Origin of the sequence: Kaistella yonginensis (assembly GCF_030409525.1) — a bacterium.
GTDB classification, from domain to species: domain Bacteria; phylum Bacteroidota; class Bacteroidia; order Flavobacteriales; family Weeksellaceae; genus Kaistella; species Kaistella yonginensis.
This window is the reverse complement of sequence record NZ_JAUFQB010000016.1, coordinates 42,483-65,294: the sequence shown is the minus strand read 5'-3', so window position 1 is coordinate 65,294 and position 22,812 is coordinate 42,483. Positions and strand designations below refer to the sequence as shown.

Here is a 22,812-nt window from a genome sequence, read left to right as displayed (position 1 = left end):
AAATCAGTTTTCCTCGCCTTAAGAGAAGCAACAAAAAAATGGACAATGCCGATTCGAGATTGGGGAATTGTATTAAATCAATTTATGCTTATATTTGAAGAAAGGTTCAAATTATAAAAATTCAAGCCTCAAACTTTTCAACTTACACACTTTACGGGATAGTGTCTGGAATTCCCTATCTTTATGTTTCAGGAAGCTGTTTGATTATTTCAGACACAGGGATCGATAAAGTATTGCTTATGTCCTCTATATCATTTAGTTGTATATCAACCTTATTATGAGTGTTTTTAGAGTATAATTTGAAATATCCATCAAACTCTTTTAGAAAAAGTTTTACAAAATCAGTAGAGTCAATCATCCCTTGATAATCAAGTCTAAAGACAATGTGTTTCATTATATTATCTTTTAATTGTTCTCTATTTATTTCGCTTTTATTCATTTTTCAAAGTTATTGATTTTTATTACGGTTTCTCTTTAAAATTACGCCTAAAGTTCGGGTATTTCTGCAGGCGGTATAAAAATACGAAAACTTTCTACTTGCTAAAAACATAATTAACCGCTAAAATCTTCGCTAAAAACTTCATACCCACGGGTAGAAACATCTTGGTTATAAAGCCACCGAAGGTTCCGTTCAATGGGCTTTCATTTCTTGTCTTGCAGACAAAACAAAAGCTTAGTTATTGGCAGAAGTTATTGTTGTTCTGTATCAATTTTATTATTTTCATCATCATGCAAATTCAATTTGTATTCTAATTGACCCTGAAATTCATTTGTAAGTTCGTATGACTTTCTTAATTTAAATATTAAATCTTCCATTTTTAGTAATAATCTTCTCTTGGCTTTGTTAAGATTAGATTGCATATTTGGCAACTTTTTCATTTCGTCATAAAACCCAGTCATTCCCTCAATTGCTGAAGGAATACTTTTCTTTAATGTTGATACGGATTCATAATTTGATTTTAAAGTTTCATAATGATCCTTGATATTATTTTTATCAATAATATTTAAATATCTTAATCCCACATTAATTGCGTCTTCAAAATTGTCATAAAAATTTGGAATTTCTAATTCGAGTCGGTCTGAAAATGTGTTCAAAGATTTTGCTGATCTTTTGAAATACTCAATTATAATATTTTTATTTGGATTTGGATATTTAGATATTCTTGTGATTTCCTCAGCTTTTTCAGCCAGCTCTTCCCCGATTCTATTAGTACTATCAGAAATATTAAGCAATGCTAGATTAGAATCTGCTAAAAAATCCTCGAATTGGTATATAAAATCAATTAATCCAAAATTATTTTCGTCATCTTCTTCATCACTTATCGTTACAGTTTCATCAATGTCCTTTTTTGATTTTTCTGATTTTGAATCTACTATTAAAATATTCTTTTCTATAATTTCGTCGATTCTTTTAGGAATATGAAGCCGCAAATTTGTTTGTAAATCTTCAAGAGTATTAAAACTTCCATAAAGAATATTATTCTTTTTTAAATAATCTTTGAAATTTTGGATTTTTATAAGATCCTCGAGATTTAGTTGGTCTAAAGAAATCGGCGGAGTAGTTTTGAAATAAAATAGTATTTGAATACTTTCACCAATTTTAAATCTTTCAACCGCTTTCATGAATTCTTCCTCTGTTCCAGAATTAGCAATTTCAGTTTTTGTTCCAAATTTTTGCCATAACATCCCAATAAAAACATCATAATTTTCACCGATGTCCCTATTAATAATGTCTTGTGTGTAAGTTTCAGAAATTCCAGGCGCAGAGTGTGTTTCCCATTTAAGAACTTCAAGATTTGCTGATTTCCTCATTGCGTAAGTTATATTTAATTCAGCAATTATATTTGAAATTTCTGCTCTTTCAGTTTCTAAGTCTTGCGGGGAACTTACAAAAATTGAATATTGTGTTATTTTCTTTGCCATATTTTTTTTTAATTTCACCTAACGGTTAAGTATTTCTGCAGACGGGATAAAAATACGAAATCTTTTTACTTGCAAGAAACTTTATTAATCGCAAAAATCTTCGATGAAAACTTCATACCCGATTGTAGAAGTACATGGCTGTAAAGCTACCGCAGATTCCTTTCACTGGGTTTTCATTTTTTGTCCTTGGCAAAACGAATGCTTATTTATTAGCAGAAGTTGTTTAATTCTATAAGTAATTTAAATGTTCCAATAATAAATATTAAAACTGTAGTTATAAATAATATTGACGTCAATATTGACAGGAAAAAATACATTTTTCCTCTATAAATGATTGTTTTCTCTTTAGTAAAAAAATCGATATAACTTTTATTCACACCTAAATATTTTCCTATTTGCATTTTAAATTCACTTAGTTGTTTGTCAATGTCATTTGAATTTGCTAAAATATTATAATAGTTAATTAACAACTCTTTCATTTTTGGATCTTCTTGTTTAACTTCATAAGGGATTATGTAATTAAAATCTTCTTTAAGATATTCAGCAATTTGAATTGTAGTTTCATTTCCAGTTAAATTTCTTGGAACAGGAATTTCGTCAATATTTGCAGAAAAACCTCTGGAAAAACTTGCTAAGTCGTTTAAAATCATGGAATTTAGAATGTTAGTAATAAACGAAAAAATTCTATAAAGTAATCCGAAAATTATGACGTACAATGCAAAATTTAACGTGTGATATGTTGTTCCGTAAATATCTTTCAAACTGTCAATTTTACCATTTGGTAGGATAAGTACAAATATTCCGATAGAAAAGCCAACAATCCAAATTATTATTTGGTCAGCTTTTTCAAAATTAGCCTTATTACTTTCGTTTATGTCTACGATAGTTTTTTCAGTTAATTCATATATTTTTTTGATAAAAATATTCGTCATTTACACAATTTTTGATAAAATTTCTGCTAACTCTCAAATATACGCAATAGCTTATTATTGAGTAGTTTGGTTAGCCATTAGTTTTTTAAATAAAAGTTCAATATATATTACATTCTTATGGGTCATAATTTACTTTTTTCCATCTTTAATTCTCGCAGAAAACTGCTCATAGGTCTCCGATTTTTCATTTACCCAAGTTGTTGGTTCGAATAAATCTCGAATATCCATACGAGTAAGCTTGGCGATTTCATAAAACTCTTGAATAGAAGGCTGTCGCTTATTATTGCGCCATAAGGAAATTGTAGACTCTGATTTTTTAAAATATTTTGCTAACATTCTATTTTGTATTTTTTTGTCTGTAAAGACCTTATTTAATAGATTTAAATTCATAATTTATTAATTATTTATTAAAAAGTTTTGCGTTTAACGTAAAACTTTGTATATTTGGCATTAAGATAAATAAGCGAATAGTTGAGAATTATATAATTCTAATTTTACAACGATGTCACTCGTTCTAAATCCGCCAGATTGCCACGAGTTGATGAGTGTTCGCCTAATGCTGGGATTTTGTATATTCGCAATATATTCCAGTGGGGCGTTCCTCGTAAACTTTTTGGGGCAACTCGTGTCAATGACAAGAGCAGGTTTCTGGCGGAACCATGAACAATTAGTTGAGAGGACGCTCTATCTGGTCTTATCCATTATAGAATTTCTTCTTTTACTTAGTGTCCATCGTTCATTATACCAAAAATCTATAGTATGAGAACGAAATTTCTACCCCCTTAAAATCATCAGAGACCTACAGGTCTCTCACCGCTTCACCCAGATTTTATAAAAGAACACCAACGCTATACCCACCAATGTAAAAGGGTAAGATAATGTGCTGCCACAAAATCTATAAAATCCAAGTGCCCATCAACTGCACCAAAGCCCCAAAAGAGGGTTGTGGTGGGATGAAAGACTGTTAAAAACTCGCACGTTAAAAATAGGTTCTTTCTTCCAATTATCCAAATGCCAATGCAGGAGAAGGTAATGCAATTAGAAATTGATGGTTTTGGTAGGGTAGTGTTGGTTTTATTTATTCTTTTTTTCTTGATAAAAAAAGAACCAAAAAAATCAAGACTGGATCTTTTTGCTAAAAAATTGCAATTATTTCTAAGAAAATCCCCAGAACTCGGGCGGAAAGATAATGGGTTCTTTTGTATTTAATTCATTGCCGCCACTCAAACAATGGGGATTTTTATGCCTGATCAGTTGAAGATTCGTTCGGGAAATAATTACAATTTTTATTTACGCAAAAATCTCCTAAGTCGGGGTTTTTAGCTCAGTATGTGGTTTATTAATTTAAAAATTCACAAATATGATCAGATATTTTTTTAACAATAGCTCCTAAGAGATCGAAACATTCATATCAATTCTCTAAAAAGGATTTGTCTTTAGTGGGAGAGTGCCCCACTGAAAAGTGTTTCTACACGCTTTCCCCTAAAGCTATCCGAGTTTTCATTCTTTTTTCCTTGATGAAAAAAGAACCAAAAAAATCAAGACTTGGATTTATTTGCTAAAAAATGAAAATTTCTTTCAAGAAAATCCCCAAACTTGCGCGGAAATGGAGGTTTCGCTTCGAATATAAATTGGTGCCGCGCTTCGGACAAAGGGAATTTTTAGGTGTTGCTAGTTGATAGATGAGGTTGGAAGAAATTTCCATTTTTATTTACGCAAATAACTCCGAAGTCGGGGTTTTAGCTCAGAATGGGGATTATTAATTTAAAAATTCACAAATATGATCAGATATTTTTTTAACAATAGCTCCTAAGAGATCGAAACATTCATATCAATTATTTTAAAGGATTTGTCTTTAGCGGGAGAGTGCCCCTTCTTCATAAGTTTCTACACGCTTTCCCCTAAGGCGATCCGAAGAATTGGAAGAGAAAAGAATAAAGAGAAAAGAATAAAGAATAAAGAGAAAAGAATAAAGAGAAAATGAATTAAAGTCTAATGCGCGGAACAATTCCCCCCTTAGTCTATCCTCTTTTTTCTTTTTTTCTATCCTCTAAAAAAAAGCCCTTTCCCTAAAGTTTGCAGACCCGACAGGAAAGAGCAAGGTATCAATTAATGTATAACCAAAAACCAATACAAAACTATGAAAAAAATCCTATCAACCATAGGAGTTGTTTCCGGTTGTCTGGTGTTTTCTGCGATTCATTCGCAGGTCCAGGCACAAACCCATACCATTACGGGTACGGTCAACAACGGAGAAAAACCCATCAGTGGGGTAGTCATCACCCAGGAAGGTACCAACCACCTGACGACCACCACTGCAACCGGAGCTTTCTCGCTTCAGATCACAGGAGAAAATCCCATTCTTATTTTCCGACATCCGGAGTACGGTGAAAGAAAAATACTTACTGATGGAAAATCTTCTTTCAATATTTCCCTCACGGAAAAAGTAAAGTCGATTGAAGAAGTGGTACTGAATGCCGGCTACTATAATGTAAAAGCCAAAGAAAGTACGGGCAGTATTTCGAAAGTGACCGCCAAGGATATTGAAAACCAACCAGTGAACAATGTGCTGTCGGCAGTGCAGGGGAGAATGGCGGGAGTGAATATTACGCAGGGCGGCGGAACCGCAGGCGGTGGTTATGAGGTGCAAATTCGGGGAAAAAATAGTCTGCGTACTTTGCTCAATAATGCCATAGATGGTAATCAACCCTTATATGTATTGGACGGTGTACCCATGCTACCAACCCCCAATTCTCCTTTTTCAACTCTTATCCTTCCTCTGAACAGCAGCAACCCACTTAACAGCATTAATCCTAACGATATCGAAAGTATTGAGGTTTTAAAAGATGCAGATGCTACTGCCATCTATGGAAGCAGAGGAGCAAACGGTGTACTGCTTATTACTACTAAAAAAGGGAATAAAAATCGTTCTACGCTCAGTCTTCAGACGAGTTTAAGCTTTAGTACTACTGCGTCTAAATTAAAAATGATGGATACCAAGGACTATCTGAATATGCGAAGGCAAGCTTTTTTGAATGACGGGATTACGGCCTATCCGGTGACTGCGTACGATGTGAACGGAACCTGGGATCTGACACGCTATACTGACTGGCAAAAGATATTAACTGGATCTACCGCAACTACTTCTAACATTAGTTTGGGGCTGTATGGTGGTTCGGAGCAGTGGACCTACCGGGTGAATGCAACGCATCATGAGCAGACCACGGTATTCCCCGCTGACTACGGGTACAAGAATAATACTTTAACTACAGGATTTACGCACCGTTCGGCAGACAAAAAACTCCATTTATCTCTTAACAGTCATTTTTCTCAGCAGGATAATACGGTAATTAATGAAGATTTTACAAATCTGGCATTAACAATGAGCCCGAATGCACCAGCATTGTATATGGAAGACGGCACGCTTAATTGGGAAAATAATACTTTTACGAACCCAGTCGCTTCTACAGTATCTATGTACCTGAACGATAGCAAGCAATTTAATAACAGCATCAACCTGGGGTACCAGCTTATTCCTCATTTCCGCTTTGACCTTAATGCAGGATTTAATTATCAGAATTCCGAAGAGTTTTCGCTTCGGCCGCATACCCGATTTAACCCAGCGTACAACTTAACTAGTTCTACCAGTTCCAGCACTTATACCAGCAGTCAGAACTCATTTTCTTATCTTCTTGAACCTCAACTGAATTTTGATTATCAGAGGGGCACTCACCACTGGATTGTTTTGGTGGGAGGAAGTTTTCAAAGTTCTGATTCGAAACAATCGGCCATGCAAGGTTCCGGATTTGAGAACAACTCACTGATGATGAACATTAACGCTGCAAAAACCAAAATCTTCTCCGACATTAATTCTAGGCAATATCGGTACGCTGCTGTTTTTGGAAGACTTAACTACCAATGGCACAACAGATACATTCTGAACCTGACGGCAAGAAGGGACGGATCGAGCAGGTTTGGCCCGAATAACCGGTTCGCCAACTTCGGTGCTGTAGGAGCTGCCTGGTTGTTCAGTAAAGAAAGGTGGCTGGAGCATTCGTCCCTCTTAAATTTTGGGAAATTAAGAGCGAGTTACGGGAAAACGGGCAGTGATAATATTGGTGATTCGCAATATCGGGATACGTATTCGGTAGCCTCTGCACGTATTTATAATGGTGTTATTGGGTTGGTTCCCTCAAGACTGTATAATCCTGATTTCAGCTGGGAGACTACTAAGAAACTGGAAATTGCCTTAGAACTGGGCTTCTTGCAAAACCGAATTCAACTTAATGCTGCGCACTACCGCAACCAGTCCTCTAACCAATTGGTAGGTTTTCCTTTGCCTGCTATTACTGGATTTACTTCTGTGCAAGCCAATCTTGATGCTACGGTAGAAAACAGAGGTTGGGAATTTGAATTAAATACTGTTCCTCTTAAGAGTAAGGATTTTACTTGGCAGTCAGATTTTAATGTAACTGTTCCTAAAAATACCTTACTGTCATTTCCTAATTTACAAGGTTCCGCTTACGCCAATCAGTTGGAAATCGGTTATTCTACGTCGATCGTCAAACTTTTTGAGTTTAACGGTGTTGATCCAGCTACTGGATTATACCGCTTTACCGATGTGAATGGTGACGGTAAAATTACCGCTCCTGATGACAACAAAAATATAGCTGAGCTGTCGGTAAAATATTATGGGGGATGGTCTAATAAAATCCGTTTTCAAAACTGGGACCTATCATTCCTTTTCCAGTTTACCAAACAGAATAATTATAATTACAACAGCCAAATGTCGTTGCCGGGAACCATGATCAATCAGCCTTCCGAGGTAAATAATGTATGGTCTGCAACAAGTCCCACAGGTTATTATATGTCTTACTCAACAGGAACTAACGCTGTGAAAAATATGTCGCATTATAACTTCACAAAAAGCACTGCAGCAGTGAGTGATGCTTCTTATATCCGATTAAAAAACGTTCAGGTGAATTACAAAATACCATTGCGTGATTCGGTTATTAAAGAAGTGAATATTTACCTGCAGGGACAGAATCTGTGGACGGTGACGAACTATTTCGGGCTGGATCCAGAGTTTATTGTGACGGGGTATTTACCTCCACTCAAAACATGGTCTTTAGGAACACAAATTAATTTTTAAACTTATCCAATGAAAAATTTTCAATTTATCATCTTATTACTCGGCATTAGTTTATCTTCAAACAGCTGTGAAAACCTCATCGATACCGACCTGCCCTACAACCAGATTGGTACAGAACAGGTGTATGCAGATACGCAGTCTGCTAATGCCGCACTTTCAGGTTTATATGCGGAACTGTGGCAATCGTCTGTATTGTCAGGGGATACTACAGGTTCGGGCGCGATTTTGGGAACTTATGCAGATGACCTCACCTGTTTTGTAGAACCCTCTTCCAATTCGATTACTGATCTCTACAACAACATTCAGCAGCCAACTAACAATGTAGTTTACAGTTTTTGGTCTAGAGCGTATCAGCATATTTACTATACCAATGCGATCATAGAAGGAGTGCGGGCTTCCACAGGTATTCCCCAGAGGGATAAAGATCGGCTGATAGGGGAGGCGGTCACTATTCGAAGCATCTTGTACTTGTATCTGCAGCAGATGTTTGATGAAATACCCTATACTTCAGTTACAGATTATAATTATAACAGCAAGCTGTCGAAACTGTCAGAACCCGCTCTGCTGAACCAACTGGAGAACGATTTGCAGTCGGCAATCCCACTGCTGGAAGACGCTTACAAAAATCCAGAAAGGATTTTTATTAACCGAAAAGTAGCAGAACTTCTTCTGGCTAAAGTTCATCTGCTGAAAGGGGATTGGCATAAAGCAGAGTTACTGCTAAGTGGGATTATACAAGCGCCCGAGTATACTTTTGAGAATGACCTTACTAAAGTATTCTTGAAAACAGGCAGCCATATACTTTGGCAGTTAAAGCCTGCTAATGCAACAGATGCTACTAAGGAATATTTGCTGTACAATTTTACCGTCAGTATTCCCAAAACTTTCAGCCTCAGTGATCAATTGGCTGATTCTTTTGAACCCAATGATTTGCGAAAGCAAAAGTGGATTCAGACTTTGGTATTTAATCAAAAGAACTATTATCGCCCCATAAAGTATAAAAATCCTGCGAATGCCAATACTAATGAATACTCAATCGTATTCCGATTAGAAGAGGTTTATCTGCTATATGCAGAAGCGCTGACGCAGCAAAACCGACCGAACGAGGCTGCTCTATATATTGACAAAATTCGACAGAGAGCCGGTCTTACGATACTCCCAATGCAAACCCCAGACACCATGCTTACGAAAATCAAAGATGAATGGAGGCATGAGTTTTTTGCCGAAATGGGGCATCGGTTTTTGGATTTGAAACGGCTGAATCAACTGCAGGATCTGAATATCAGCAAGCCCAACTGGCAATCCTTTCACAAAGCTTTACCGCTTCCCGGGAAAGAACTGCTGATTAATCCCAATCTTAAACCTCAAAATACAGGCTACTGATGAGAAGTTTATTTTTACAGCTATTTTTAAGCTTGGGTATCTGGTTTCATGCAGATGCCCAGATTCAAAATTCATTAGATAAAAGAGCGGAAACCACGTACCAGCCCAAATATCATTTTTATGATCTTGGGCATAAGTCGAGCTCTGAAAAAGGAGACTGGATCACTTTTTATAAGCTTTATGACGGTAACAATGATACGCTCATGATCAAAAACACCCAGTATAACCATTCTTTTACAAGGGTAAATACGAAGGAGCAATTGTGGATTGGAGATCATTGCATTGCCATCAGTACTCCAGAGAAGACAGAATTGCTGGATCTCCAAAACGGAAAAAGTAGTATGCTTCCGCCAGCAGATAAATTGTGGTTTTTGTCAAAATCTAAACGGCTGGTTTTATTGCATCAAAATACGCTGGTTCTCTACGATACCACCAGGAAGATGGTGACCGAAATTAGTGTAGATGTGGAAAAGGTATTTGTAGATGAAGAAAATGTTTATGCTGTACGCAAAAACGAAAAATCCCAGAGCTTGTATTATTTATCAGGGAATACTTTAGTGCCGGTGTATAGAACGGATAACTCTATAACCAATATTCAAAGCCTTGCTTCAGGAGCAGTACTCAGCTTTGAAAAACGAGATGGAAAAGGGAAAGATTTAAATTTTATTTCTTTACCTGACCATAAAGTCTTTCATCTGAGGGACGTGATCGATTTTGAGCCCAAGAGTATTATTGTTACTTCTCGTAAGGACGGGAGCCTATTTTTAAAAATTGAGGTTGGCATCCCTGACAGAAAAATAAACGAACCCGAAATCTGGTCAACCGCAGACCGGTTGCTTATTGAGAAATTCAGTAAGGTGAAAAAAAGATACTTTATATGGTACCCGGAGCAAAAAAAGATCACCGAATTGGGTAATAAAAATCAAAACCGCATTGCAGATATCGGGAATCCCAATTTTCTGCTGGCCTACAGTTCTTCGGAATTTCAAGATTATACGAAGCGCAAAGTGCCTTCGGTGATTTACCGGACTGATCGACAAAATACATCGCTAATCCCCATCGATACCGTGAGCGTAAAAATATATAGTGCACCCAATGGTGAAATGATTCTGTATCAAAAAGATAAGGTATGGAAACTTGTGAACCTCCATACTTTGAAGCTAATCGAAATCACTGACAAGGGCTTTCAAAATCCGTATTTCGGTAATGACGCTCAAATTTATTTTGACGGAAAGAACGGAATATGGAGATATAATCCCGTGACAAATACCCTAAAACCGCAATATGCCAATCAGCAAACGGATCATCATTACCGTATACTGAATGCTTCTGTAAAGAATATCGCTTTTGGGGACCTTATGGAGGTTGCTTTCTATGCCCCGATTGTGAATCTTCAAAATCTGCTTATAGAAACTAAAAATGATAGAACACAAGAAACCAGTATTTTGCTCGGTATAAATAGTAAAATACAGATAATGAAGGCGCCCACCAACTCGAGGTTAGTATACCGGAACGAATTATCTGTCGGCACGCAGTTTATTTTTGAAGAACAGAACTATAATGTGCCAAAACGTTTTATAAAACTGGAAGCTGGCGGAAAACCTGAACTGGTTTTTCAATCCAATATTTTGGATCAGGATGCCGCAAAAATTAAAGTGGAAACCATTCATTATAAAAACAGCAAAAATATCCCGTTGAAAGGGCTGCTCTATTATCCGCTGCATTTTGATGCCATGAAGAAATATCCCATGGTGGTTCATGTATACCACCATCAGAGCAATACGGTCAATAGGTATCCGGATCTCCGTTATGAAGAGTCAGTAGACGGTTTCAACATCAGAAGCCTTCTGGAAAAAGGTTATTTTGTATTGATGCCAGACGTGATATTTGATAATAGAGGCACAGGGTTATCATCATTAGACTGTATTAATAACGCGCTGGACGCGTTGCAAAATCACCAAAACATTAATTCTGAACAAATTGCATTGATAGGGCATTCGCATGGCGGTTATCAGACTGATTTTATTGCAACCCATTCCAACCGATTCAAAACTTATATCTCGGGAAGCGGAACCGCGGATATTGTCCGGTCTTACTATTCTTTCAATTATCACTTTTTGAGCCCTTTTTTCTGGCAGTTCGAAGAGGAACAGTATGAGTTTAACAATTCATATTCGGAAAATAAAAACCTCTATTTACAGAATAATCCCATCCATTTTGTGGAACAGGTGAGTGCTCCTATGCTCTTGTGGACGGGTAAGAAAGATCAAAATGTAGATTGGACTCAAACGATGGAATTCTATATGGGACTGAAAAGAAATCAAAAAAAAGCGCTGGCGCTTTTTTATCCGAATGAAGGGCATTATATGGTTAATTTGGTGAATGCCAGAGATCTTCATCAGCGTGTCTTAGATTGGTTGGATTATCATCTGAAAGGTGAAACATCAAATAAAGCTTGGATCACCGAGCTATAAACCTTAAAAGAAGCTTTCGAAACCATAAAGACGATAGCCGGCTTTACTGCTATCTTACTTCTTCAGCAAACGATGTACAAAAAAGGATGCCTAATGTTGTGGCATCCTCTTTTTGTTAGTTATTTCTATGAAGTGTCTGTCCACATTCCGTACTGTTTAAATACTTCGACATGACGCGCGGAACACCACCGACAATCTCCGTACATACAGGGCCACCGCTGCTGTTGCAGTTGACTTCCTGATATTCGATACATTTTTCGGCTGGTGCAGAGGGATCATAATAGAAGCCCAATTCTACGATTTTTTCACTTGCTTTTGCCTTATGAGTTGCAAAAGCACTTCCTGCGCCGAGGAATACAAGGGCTACAGGGATTAAAAATGACTTAACATTTTTCATGATAATAAAATTTAATTTTGCCTACGATTAATTCAGGTTTTCGGCTTTACCTGTTTGAAACTGCTTTGTTAACGCCTGTACACAACGGTATTTAACAATTTCATTATCTATGAGCGCATAGAATTCGTTATTGATGATCAAAAAATTTTTTAGAGGTTTGCTTTGCCGGTGTGGTACCAGGAAACTTCCAGCATAGTATTGCTGATCTGTCCTGTACAAATCAATAACACTAGCATTCTGCCACTGCCGGGTTTCTTCAAACTTTCCTCTGATGTTGGACTGCACCCATAAGAGATGATTGGCCAGATATGCATTAGAAAAGTTCAGAATCTGCGGGGCTTCTATTTTGGTCTTACCATTTTTCAAAGTGACCAACTTTTCAGTAATAGTTTGAGGAGGACTAATCAGTTTTAAACGTCTCTGAATAGAAAGGTCATTATTCATAACAAGGAAAGTATTGCTATAGTAATAGAGGTAAATCAGATTTCCCGTTTGATGAGGATTGGATAGTAATAGTCCATCATTTTGGATGTAACCAGTACTTTTTTGCCCGAGCACTTCAGGGCGTAACTTGAGCCGTTTAAGACTATCGATTGTGCCAAGTACAAAGTTATGATGGTCTTTGCTCTGCGCGCGGAATACCATATCTCCAGCGTTGATGATTAACAAATCAAAATACATATCCTTATAACTGATTATTTCGGGCGGACTATTATCACCTATTTTCCCTTTAAGAATGATGGGAACCTGCCCGTCAAATAAGTAATAAAACGGTGCGTGATATGCAAGTTTTATTGATTTGAAACTGTAGTTTTTGACGTCTAGCGGAATTCTGTATTTATAAGATTTATTAAGATCTCTACTTACGGTTAATATATTTAAGGGTGCAGTGGTATTACCCAGATAGATGTTATGATCATCGTACCCCATAAAATAGTATGAATTCACTTTAATATCCATTGCTTTTTGCAAGTCGAGAGCATGTGGAATATACCTCCGTGTAAAATTATTCTCCTTTTTCATGATATGTTCAGAAGAAAGAAAGAGGGCGACCATTAAACCTGCAGGCAAAACCAGAAGGGTCACCATTTTATAAGCAATCCATCGTCGGTCCTTTCTTCTCTGCCAGTAATTGGCCATCCAGTCTTCTTCAGTAACATACATAATAGGTGCTTTCGGAGTGATGGGATAGGCTGCGATTATAGCAAGACCCGCCAATACGACGCATCCAATATTAAAGATCAAATGCTCGGTCCAACCCATTTTCTCCAGAATCCCGCCGCAGGAGCACGGCACAAAATCGCTGTAATTCAAGATCAGAAAGATGTAAACCGTAAAAGCCACCATGATGGCAAACGAAGCATATAAACCCAAAAGTCGGGTAAGATTGAAACAGAGCAAACCGACAATCACCAGTTCCAGAATAATGACCGCATAAGATATGAATCCTGCATAAGCACTCAGCAATGGCGATTGAGCCAATTGCACCTGGAAGTTTTCAAAGTCGAACATTTTGCTCGCTGAAGCATAAATGAACAGGAGGATGAAAAAGAAGCTTACGATAAGCGGGATTATTTTTGTTAGGGTTTTCATGTCTGCATTTTTGATGATGTAAAATTGCACCATCACTATTTCAAATACATTTACTTTAGAGGCAGAAGTATGTTTAATAAAAACATTTTTATGTACTATAAAGGCTTGTATATGTAAAATAGTATCACCAGAATGAAAAGTCGGGACGGTGAAGTCACTTTTGCAGTGCGATGCGAAGAATCCGGTGGAAGGGAAAATGATAGGTTCGGTGGAACAGAATATAGAGTTGATAGTAATTTGAAAAGCCGTTTTTATAGGCAATTTCTTTATAACTTAAAGTACTCAACATAATGTCCTCGAGCACAGGAATCATTTTGATTTTAAGATAATGGTGATAAAAGGGACTTTCAAAAAAGGAAAAGCTGTCTTTTCTAAATTGGTGGTAAGATATCCCTTTGCTATTCACAAAAGTCTTTAAAGTTGCGTAATCGTCAGGATCATACGTTTCCATCATTTTCAGCAGATACCGGTACCGGTTATTTCCTATCGACGCATATGGTCTTGGATAGACCGTTTGATGGGTCACAATTGAAATGGTAAAATGGTGCTGATCTTTGGTGACAACCCCTATAAAAATCTGAATTTCCTCTGAACTGATCCTCTGCACATGAATGGGCAGAAAAAAACGATCTTTGGAAACCGAGCCAGCGATACGTTGATAAGAGTCAGTGAGAAGTTTCATAATATCAGCGCAATCCGGATTGGAGGTGAAATCTTCGTCCGTCTCCTTATAGGTAAAGATAAAACCGTGTTGATAGTATTCAGTTTGCCGATCTAAAAAATTGAGTGTCTGAAACAAATGGATATATTGTAGGACAATTTCTTTGGTTTGCGATAAGATAATTTCATTGGAATAGTACTGTCGGTCTGATGAAAAATCACAGAGTTGACAGTAGCGTTCTAAGGATTTTTTAAGATGCTTCTGTAAAAGATCAAGATGGTAGGTATTCACGGTGAAAGGTTTAAATCTGCACGTCCTTCTTCAATATCTGAAGTTTCCTATTTAAGACGTTCTTGTTCTTTTCTAGGAAAACCTGATACCCAGCCCATGGTAATTTTATCGGAACTGTTTCAGATCCCAGATAGAGGATAGGCGCACCGATCGATTCAGCCTCTATTCCTAAAAGCCGGATCGTTCGCAATAATTTAACGTCGCATTCTGCAAAGACAATTCCTCCTTGACCTTGTTGAGCAACTTGCAGTGCAAGTGCAATCAGCGTTTTAAAAATATGGAAACCTCTCTTGTCTGCTCCTTTGGATACAGCGAATCTGCCAATATGGTAAATGGGTGTTCCCGCACCAACTAAATCTTCAACATTAATATTGAAAATTTTTTCTATAGGTAAAATTTGGGTAACAGTTTTTTGGAATATTCTGATGCTCCCACAAATGATACTATCCGACATTGCAACGAAAATCTGGGAGTTAACATATTGTTTTTCTTCAGTACATAATAATTGTCTTGTTGAATTTATTTGTTCAACTGTTACAATTTCGCGATGATGGAGATGGTTTTCATTAATTACAAAATGAATTAATTCATCTACGTTTTCATGGCACATCGTATAATATTCTATATTTTGTATCATATTTATAATATTTGACTAAAAGTATTATGATGTTTTCATATATTTTCTACACTTTTGTGTAGATTTAATAAATAAACATAAAAACTACACGATAGTGTAGCCAAGTTCAACAATATTCCCTCTTCGTTATGGATGAAATAAACAGGTTCTTTTCAAGAAAGAATACGGTAGATTTTTTATCGGAAGAGGAGTATGCTCAAAGTGGCAATTATCTCGAAACGCTAAGAGCCGTCTGCAGGCTTTCTTACATGAGCATGTATATAATCGACTATGAGAGAAAGGAATTCGAATATGTGTCAGATAATCCACTTTTTTTATGTAATCATAGTCCTTCGGAAGTCATGGCGATGGGATATGCTTTTTACTTTAAATATGTTTCGAAAGAAGACTTGGAAATGCTGATTAGAGTGAACGAAATAGGATTTGATTTTTTTAACACCATCCCTCTGCCAGACCGGAAAAACTATAGTATTTCCTATGATTTTAATTTACACACTGGAACCGACACAATCTTGATCAATCACAAATTAACCCCGATATTTATTACTTCCGAGGGAAAAATATGGAAAGCATTGTGTGTCGTTTCTCTTTCCTCCCACGATGTTTCAGGAAATGTCTTACTTTCAAAAACAGGTGAAGATTCATTCTGGGAGCTCGATGTAGCCAGAGGAGTATGGAATAAAATAGAAAAAAGTACATTAACGGAACGGGAGCTGCATACAGTACGCCTCCATGCACAGGGATTAACAATAAGCCAAATAGCAGATAAAATGTGTATCGCTATTGATACTGTTAAGTTTCATCGAAGAAAGCTTTTTGACAAATTGAACGTTAGAAATATGGGGGAAGCGTTAGCTTATGTCAAAAATAACAAGCTACTTTAATAAAGAATCTTTTCCATTTTCTTCTTCCTGAAATAAAGAACTCAGGTAGAAATCCGGAAATTTTTTATAATACTTACCTGTAGCAATTTTTATTAAAAGATGGGTACACATAGCGGCGATATACCACGATCCGATAGCCAGCTGGGGCGGTGGTAGTGTGAGGTCTTCATTTCTGTATTGACCTATTACTTCTTCAAGCCAGATCTGTGGTTTCTGCCAATAACGTAGGTAACTTGCAGCATAGTCTACCATTTCCACTTCATTAAATTTGCTGGATTTTTCAATTGATTGCAAAGCGGGTCCGTCCGGTGAAAGAACAGTAACTAATCCTCCCCAACCGACATTATAAGGATGTAAAACTGGAATTCCACTTTTAAGACATGATTCATCAAATAGCTGAGGTGCTTCATTGGTATAATCCAATGCATTGATTCCGGCATGATATCTCCCTGTCTCTGGCATATTGTCGGTACTGATAAACTCATTTATAAAGCTGATTTCCGCATTCGCATTGATGCTTTTTAGCCTTTCGTAAAGAGCCGCAGCTTTTGAAGTTCCTAATTGGTCTTCAGTGTAATTTTGTCTATTGAGATTGGAGTCTTCGATAAGGTCACCATCAATCACACATATTTTTTCAAAACCCGTACGAAGTGCACATTCCGCGATATTGCTTCCGATTCCACTTCCGGCAATAATGATCGAGAAATTTTTTAATTTTTGTTGCTCACAATTACTGATGTAGATGCGGTTTCGTAGATAACGGTCCATGGCGAAAAGTTTGTCAAATGTAGTTTTTTTGAATATTCACCTACCTACACTTTAGTGTAGTTATTTCGGATTTTCGCGTTTCTTAATCTACAGTGTAGCAAATGAATAAACGATGGTTAATACATTTGAGTATAAATGAAATATCTATGGTTAAGTTCATTGGAAATCTCGAAAGTGAATTGGAAAGCAGATTACTTTTTCTAAGTTTAGAATCTGACAAACCTCTAAAAAGAGCAGAAGATTCAATGCTGGAAATTAATAATGCACTAAAAAAACTGAAATCTTTTGTTCTTCGCACTAAGTTTCCTTCAGACACTGAAGAAATAGATTTCTTTAAAAACCGTAAACCTATGATATTATCAAAATTAATTTATCATAATGAAGTCTATAGAATCGAAACACGCAAGCCAAGTGGGGGTGAAAAGATGATTCGAAAATACTATCAGACAGAACTCATTAAACTGAAAGAGTTTTTTGAGGAAAATGTCGATTTTTATGGATATTACAGAACGTGCAGTACCTACCTTGATCATAAATATTTTATCCGCAAAAAACTCGACGTTAAATTGAGTTTAGACTCTTTTGTTTTTGAATCAGATGTAAGATTTAGTACTTCGCACGACTATAAGGTCGCGAAAATTATGGCAAATGACCTTCTCGAAGTTTACCTGAATGATGAACTGCTGAAATTAAATAGGCAGGGGCAGGAGCATTACCGAATAGCTACACCCAAAACAAAACTAGCCTGGACAGATAATAAAACGTCATTGATTGAATTAATTTATGCCTTACACTGCAAAGGATCATTCAATAATGGTAATGCGGATATCAAGGAAATCAGCGCTTATTTTGAGGCAATATTCAATATAGAACTTGGTGATGTTTATCGGACCTACTTGGAAATAAAAAACAGAACATCCCGTACAAAATTCTTAAATAATCTCCAGAATTTGCTGAACAACAAAATGGATTCGCAGGATGAATAAGCAGTTTTTCTGATTTTAACAGCCACCTTGTAGCAACTCAATAAACTTAATGTCTTCGGAAAATATTTTATTGATTTTTGTTGGAAATTTCTGATGTTTAAAGAAAATGATCTGCAGTAATTCCTTTTAATTCAGCATTTTTTAAAATATCAATACCCAACTTGGGTACACCTTGGGGATTTAATCCATCAATATTACCAAAATTTGTCCTATAAAATAATTTTCAAATTATGGCAATAGCGATTATAACCAAAGAAGATCTTCAACAGTTTAAAGTGGAACTGCTCGAAAGTATTGAAAACTTACTTCAAGGAAAGACGACAGAAGAAAAGTTATGGCTTAGAACCTCCGAGGTCAGAAAACTCTTAAATATTTCTTCCGGAACCCTACAAAACCTGAGAATTAACGGAACCTTACCCTACAGTAAAATTGGAGGGTCACTATTTTACAATAAAAAGGATATCGAGAAATTACTTACGAGTTTCAAACATTAATAGTCATTGATTGATTATGAAAAGGTCTAATAATATCATCAGGTTTTTTGAACGGGTTGTGGAGGATGATCGACTGTACCCATCTCATATCAGCATGTATGTTGCTCTTTTCCAATTATGGAGTTCAAATCATTTTCAGAATTCTTTTCGGATTAGCCGAGAAGAAGTGATGAAATTAAGTAAAATAAAATCTATTGCGACTTACCACAAATGCATTAAAGAGCTTTGTGATGCTGGATTTATTATTTACTTACCCAGTTACGACTCGTACAAAGGAAGTTTGATCGACATTATTGACTTTGAAAGTAGAAATGTAGAAAAAAAACAGTCGTTTTCGAACAGAAGATTTCTACTGACAGCAGAGAACTTATTTTCCATACCAGCGCGATCTGAAGTCGAATTGTACTTTACAGAACGAAATGTGAATTGTAATGAAGCTGATCAGTTTTACTCTTTATATCAATCTGTGAATTGGAAACTGAGTAATAAAAAACCCATGAAATGTTGGCAATCCGCTGCAAGGAACTGGATTTATAAACTGAAAAACGCTAAAAATAACAACAATGAAAATAATAGATCCAAAAACTCCAATTTGGCAACTAACAGTTGAAGAATTCTTAGAAGTATCCAAAAATCTCAATGCTGAAAAAAAATATGAATATGGATTGAAAGGTTTGGCGAAAATTTTAGGATGTTCCGTTTCGAAAGCATCTGAGGTGAAATCTTCTGGATTATTGGATAAAGCCATTATTCAAAACGGAAATATTATCATTATTGATAAGGAAAGAGCTTTGGAACTTTTTGGAAAAAAATAAGATGTATTACCTTGAATTGATACAGCGGTTTTGGGATTTCAACCAAAGAAAATCAGTCGGTTCTACGGGAATTGCAATGTATTTATATCTCCTGAAAATTGCTTGCGATAATGATCGTTATGATTTCCAAATTTCTGATGTTGCAGTAAGCAAAGAATTAGGATTAACCAGGAAAACGGTGAAATCCACAAAAGAAAAACTCAAAAATTTAGGATTAATTCAGTTTCAAACAAAAAACGGACTTCCTTGTAATTATAGATTAATTTTAGATTATCCTTTGCTGATTTTCGAATCTAAAAATAATAAGAAAGAAGAAATTAAGGAAAATTTTATTCACAAAGTAGATAAATATATACTTCCATCAGCAATGGTTTCACTTGTTCAAACCCATTCAGGAGATACTAATCAAGAATTTGAAGAACAGTCTTTACTAAAATCATTAGCAGAAAATGATAAAACCCTTCCGAGCTTTGAAGAATTTATCAAGTATGCAAAAACATTAGAAATCTACGAGCCAGAGTTAGATTTTGATATAAAATCGAAATATGAAATTTGGAAAAATAATGGTTGGAAAAATAGTTCTGACCGCCCCATTACCAATTGGAAATCTTCACTCAAAAGCACTTTGCCATTTATGAAAAAAGTAATAGGAAAAGATCAACTTTCACTACAAACGATTCCAAATATAAAACGTCCAAAATCTCAAAATGAAAATTAATAGAATGTAGATAAATATTTATAATGGAATTTTAACAACCTTTGAAATACAATTATGGCTATTCCTGAGAAGGATTTACGATTAATCCGTAAGAAATTTGAAAATAAAAATGAGATAATTCCCGAAAGAATTAGACTGGGAAATCATTTCGTTGACGACTTTATTTTTGAAGATCATGAAACGGCGAATATTCCCATTAATGCGCTTCGCGTGATTTTCAATATTATTTCTATTATTAGCAACGAGCAATTTCGTCCGGAAGATCGACCGAAACAGCTTTCTCTGTTCGATGAAGAATTTGAAACTGAAAATAATACTTTTGCTTCAATAAAAATTAGAAATAATAAAATTTCTCCGAGTGGTTCCACAAAGCAAGTCATCGATGCTTATGAGTTTTTGACTAAATTTAAAATGACTTGGTATAAATCTGTGAATTCAAAAGGGAAAGAAATTAAAACTTTTGGAGGATTAATTTCTACACCAAGTTATGATAAACGAGGTTACACTACATTTTTAATCAGCAGTTATTGGCTGAAAAAACTATTGGTTATCCCGGAATACAATTATGTACTCTACAATTTGGTATATAATATCCGAAACAATAAGCATATTATTTTCGCAATCTGGCTTTCAAAAATCCCTGAAAATGGAACGGTTTTAAAACTTTCAACACTCAATAAAAAGTTCGGATTGAATTATAAATCTGCCAATGATTTTTGTTTTAAATTTTTGAAACCAGCAAGAATAAGTTTGAACAATTACAACAACTTGTCTTTCAATTATAAATACAGAAAGGATTCAATTTTCATCATTCCTTATAATACCAAAGCTATTTCAGATCAGAACTTATCTGCAAACTCAAGAGGTCAATTGGAATCAAGAGAAGTCTATCTTGACCAGAGGGAAAAAATCACGCGAAGACTTGTCTATTTCAGAAAGAGATATGGTTTACAAAAACATGAAATGATTCAATTGACACATCAGTACAAAAATATTCCTCAGACCAGAGAATTGATAGAAAAAGCTTTCATAGAATTCATCAAAATAAACCGATTAAAAGGTATAAAATCAACAGAATTTCAAGGAAAAGTGTTTCTGAACGAAATTCAATCACTCATCATAAAAATTTATCAGAATACAAAAATGGGAGAGTTGATACCGAACGGTTATCCAATAATTATATGAATTCGGATTTGCACTCATTCCAAATTCGGAATTGCACTCGCTGGAGTTAAAGAAATATTAAAATGTAAAAATTTTAGACTGTGTTTTCGGAATTGCACTCCTTTAAAAATTCAAACAACATTAAAAAAGTGAATAACTAAGGGAAATTATGGATAATTAAGAAAATGGACGAAAAAAGAATAATTCAATTCGGAATTGCACTCATTCCAAAATTAATGATTTTTCGGAATTGCACTCATTTCAATTTCGGATTTGCACTCATTTGGAATTCGGAATTGCACTCATTCAAAAATTGAGATAAAACCTTTGTGTTAAACCGTTACAACGAATTATTAAAAGTTCATCAAAAAGTAATTAAAAGTCTTTTTTTATTTAAAAGGAAAATGCGAATAAAAAATTTGCTTTAAAAAAGAAAAAAATGAATTGTGAAAAAATAAAAGAAAAAGTAAGTATAAGAACGGTTTTAGAATCATTCAACTTGTTTCCTGTGAAAGAAAACCACAAAACTGCTTTTTATTTTGCGCTCGACAGAGAGGAAAAAATTCCAAGTTTTTCAGTTGATTTTGTGAAAAACAAAGCGTTTGATTTCGGAACCGGGAAAAGTTATGATATTATTTCAATTGTTCAACAAATGAATAAATGTTCCGTTTCTGAAGCTTTGAAATATTTGGAGAAATTTGATTTTTCTGTTCAAAAAAATCATTATTTTGAAGAAACTATCCAACTCAAAAATTATTCAATAATTAAAGTGAATGAAATTCAACATCCTGCATTAATTCAATATTTAAAATCCCGAAAAGTGTATGAACAAAAAGATTTGGTAAAAGAAATTTACTATGAATTGAATGGTAAAAAGTATTTCGGAATTGGATTTTTCAATAATTCCAGCGGAGTGGAAACCCGAAATAAATATTCAAAAATTTGTTTGGGTAAAAAGGATGTTACTTTAATTAAAAACGATTTTATCGAAAGTAGAGAAATCATCATTTTTGAAGGTTTCTTCGATTATTTGACTTTTAAAAATTTGGAAAAGAAAGAAAAATCAATTTCGGATTATCTGATTTTAAATTCCACGGCGATGCTTTTTAAAGTTGAAGAGACTTTGAAAGATTATGATAGAATTTCACTTTTCTTGGATAATGATGCTAATGGAAATGCAACCAAAGAAATTATTCAAAAAAAGTATAATAATGTAGAAGATTGTTCTTTGTTGTACTGGGGTTTTAAGGATTTGAATGAGTGGGGTTGTACAAGAAAATAATAGCTCTATAATCAAAAATTGATTTTTCTTTCTTTTCCATATTGTAATTAAAATCTTAATGATGATCTTTATAAATAATTAACTTATATAAAAAATTATGGAAACAATTAAAGCCATTAAGCCTGGACCAAAACCAAAAAAAGAAGACGGAACGCCTGATAAAAGACCTCGCGTAAATCCCCCAAATCAGCCGAAACATCCGGATTTGAAACCGCACAAGCATAAGCCCGGAGATTCAAAATGATTAGAACGACAAAT

21 protein-coding genes are annotated in these 22,812 nt (G+C 35.3%); 12 read left to right on the top strand and 9 right to left on the bottom strand.

Features of this window, described 5'->3' with window-relative positions; translation table 11 throughout:
• Positions 1-181: 181 nt before the first annotated feature.
• The 4 genes from QWY78_RS05920 to QWY78_RS05905 form a co-directional block, all read right to left on the bottom strand.
• Positions 182-439 (bottom strand): hypothetical protein, encoded by a 258-nt coding sequence (locus QWY78_RS05920; RefSeq protein ID WP_290217515.1) that lies wholly within the window; start codon positions 437-439, stop codon positions 182-184.
• Positions 440-690: 251 nt separating this feature from the next.
• A complete protein-coding gene (locus QWY78_RS05915; protein WP_290217513.1) occupies positions 691-1,923 on the bottom strand; it encodes a DUF4062 domain-containing protein in 1,233 nt (410 codons plus the stop codon).
• Positions 1,924-2,132: 209 nt separating this feature from the next.
• Positions 2,133-2,855: a hypothetical protein gene (locus QWY78_RS05910; RefSeq protein WP_290217511.1), complete on the bottom strand. Its 723-nt coding sequence runs from the start codon at positions 2,853-2,855 to the stop codon at positions 2,133-2,135.
• 129 nt (positions 2,856-2,984) lie between these two features.
• Positions 2,985-3,245 carry a helix-turn-helix domain-containing protein gene (locus QWY78_RS05905; RefSeq protein ID WP_290217509.1) on the bottom strand — a complete coding sequence of 87 codons (261 nt, stop codon included), beginning with the start codon at positions 3,243-3,245 and terminating at the stop codon, positions 2,985-2,987.
• Positions 3,246-4,995: 1,750 nt separating this feature from the next.
• On the opposite strand from QWY78_RS05905, the gene QWY78_RS05900 reads away from it, so the two are divergent.
• From QWY78_RS05900 to QWY78_RS05890, 3 genes are all read left to right on the top strand, one after another.
• A complete protein-coding gene (locus QWY78_RS05900; protein WP_290217507.1) occupies positions 4,996-8,007 on the top strand; it encodes a SusC/RagA family TonB-linked outer membrane protein in 3,012 nt (1,003 codons plus the stop codon).
• A gap of 192 nt (positions 8,008-8,199) precedes the next feature.
• Entirely contained in the window at positions 8,200-9,390 is a 1,191-nt protein-coding gene (locus QWY78_RS05895) for a RagB/SusD family nutrient uptake outer membrane protein (RefSeq protein ID WP_290217505.1), read from the top strand.
• On the top strand, positions 9,390-11,864 hold the full coding sequence (locus tag QWY78_RS05890; protein WP_290217503.1) for an alpha/beta hydrolase family protein: 2,475 nt from the start codon (positions 9,390-9,392) through the stop codon (positions 11,862-11,864). Before QWY78_RS05895 ends, QWY78_RS05890 begins: the two co-directional genes overlap by 1 nt.
• A gap of 115 nt (positions 11,865-11,979) precedes the next feature.
• Here QWY78_RS05890 and QWY78_RS05885 read toward each other — a convergent pair whose 3' ends face one another.
• The 4 genes from QWY78_RS05885 to QWY78_RS05870 form a co-directional block, all read right to left on the bottom strand.
• Entirely contained in the window at positions 11,980-12,261 is a 282-nt protein-coding gene (locus tag QWY78_RS05885; RefSeq protein WP_290217501.1) for a DUF6520 family protein, read from the bottom strand.
• A gap of 27 nt (positions 12,262-12,288) precedes the next feature.
• Positions 12,289-13,854, bottom strand: coding sequence for a DoxX family protein (locus QWY78_RS05880; RefSeq protein WP_290217499.1), 1,566 nt, complete (start codon positions 13,852-13,854; stop codon positions 12,289-12,291).
• Positions 13,855-14,008: 154 nt separating this feature from the next.
• Positions 14,009-14,806 (bottom strand): hypothetical protein, encoded by a 798-nt coding sequence (locus QWY78_RS05875; RefSeq protein ID WP_290217497.1) that lies wholly within the window; start codon positions 14,804-14,806, stop codon positions 14,009-14,011.
• A 10-nt stretch (positions 14,807-14,816) separates the two neighbouring features.
• Positions 14,817-15,443: an N-acyl amino acid synthase FeeM domain-containing protein gene (locus QWY78_RS05870; RefSeq protein WP_290217495.1), complete on the bottom strand. Its 627-nt coding sequence runs from the start codon at positions 15,441-15,443 to the stop codon at positions 14,817-14,819.
• A 128-nt stretch (positions 15,444-15,571) separates the two neighbouring features.
• On the opposite strand from QWY78_RS05870, the gene QWY78_RS05865 reads away from it, so the two are divergent.
• The gene (locus tag QWY78_RS05865; RefSeq protein WP_290217493.1) at positions 15,572-16,327 is read left to right on the top strand and encodes a helix-turn-helix transcriptional regulator; all 756 of its coding nucleotides are present in this window, start codon (positions 15,572-15,574) and stop codon (positions 16,325-16,327) included.
• On the opposite strand, the gene QWY78_RS05860 is transcribed toward QWY78_RS05865, so the two are convergent.
• The gene (locus QWY78_RS05860) at positions 16,319-17,095 is read right to left on the bottom strand and encodes a ThiF family adenylyltransferase (RefSeq protein WP_290217492.1); all 777 of its coding nucleotides are present in this window, start codon (positions 17,093-17,095) and stop codon (positions 16,319-16,321) included. The two genes, QWY78_RS05865 and QWY78_RS05860, sit on opposite strands and share 9 nt — an antisense overlap.
• Positions 17,096-17,241: 146 nt before the next feature.
• On the opposite strand from QWY78_RS05860, the gene QWY78_RS05855 reads away from it, so the two are divergent.
• The 8 genes from QWY78_RS05855 (at position 17,242) to QWY78_RS05820 (ending at position 22,798) form a co-directional block, all read left to right on the top strand.
• Positions 17,242-18,081 (top strand): RteC domain-containing protein, encoded by an 840-nt coding sequence (locus tag QWY78_RS05855; RefSeq protein WP_290217490.1) that lies wholly within the window; start codon positions 17,242-17,244, stop codon positions 18,079-18,081.
• 230 nt (positions 18,082-18,311) lie between these two features.
• Positions 18,312-18,575: a helix-turn-helix domain-containing protein gene (locus tag QWY78_RS05850; protein ID WP_290217489.1), complete on the top strand. Its 264-nt coding sequence runs from the start codon at positions 18,312-18,314 to the stop codon at positions 18,573-18,575.
• Between the two features lie 16 nt (positions 18,576-18,591).
• Positions 18,592-19,185 carry a hypothetical protein gene (locus tag QWY78_RS05845; RefSeq protein ID WP_290217486.1) on the top strand — a complete coding sequence of 198 codons (594 nt, stop codon included), beginning with the start codon at positions 18,592-18,594 and terminating at the stop codon, positions 19,183-19,185.
• On the top strand, positions 19,139-19,390 hold the full coding sequence (locus tag QWY78_RS05840) for a DUF3853 family protein (protein WP_290217484.1): 252 nt from the start codon (positions 19,139-19,141) through the stop codon (positions 19,388-19,390). Before QWY78_RS05845 ends, QWY78_RS05840 begins: the two co-directional genes overlap by 47 nt.
• Position 19,391: 1 nt before the next feature.
• Positions 19,392-20,108 (top strand): hypothetical protein, encoded by a 717-nt coding sequence (locus tag QWY78_RS05835; RefSeq protein ID WP_290217482.1) that lies wholly within the window; start codon positions 19,392-19,394, stop codon positions 20,106-20,108.
• Between the two features lie 54 nt (positions 20,109-20,162).
• On the top strand, positions 20,163-21,293 hold the full coding sequence (locus tag QWY78_RS05830; RefSeq protein WP_290217481.1) for a hypothetical protein: 1,131 nt from the start codon (positions 20,163-20,165) through the stop codon (positions 21,291-21,293).
• Between the two features lie 418 nt (positions 21,294-21,711).
• Positions 21,712-22,554 carry a DUF8464 domain-containing protein gene (locus QWY78_RS05825; RefSeq protein ID WP_290217479.1) on the top strand — a complete coding sequence of 281 codons (843 nt, stop codon included), beginning with the start codon at positions 21,712-21,714 and terminating at the stop codon, positions 22,552-22,554.
• 97 nt (positions 22,555-22,651) lie between these two features.
• Complete coding sequence (locus QWY78_RS05820; RefSeq protein WP_290217477.1) at positions 22,652-22,798, top strand: hypothetical protein; 147 nt, start codon at positions 22,652-22,654, stop codon at positions 22,796-22,798.
• The last annotated feature ends 14 nt before the right edge of the window (positions 22,799-22,812 follow it).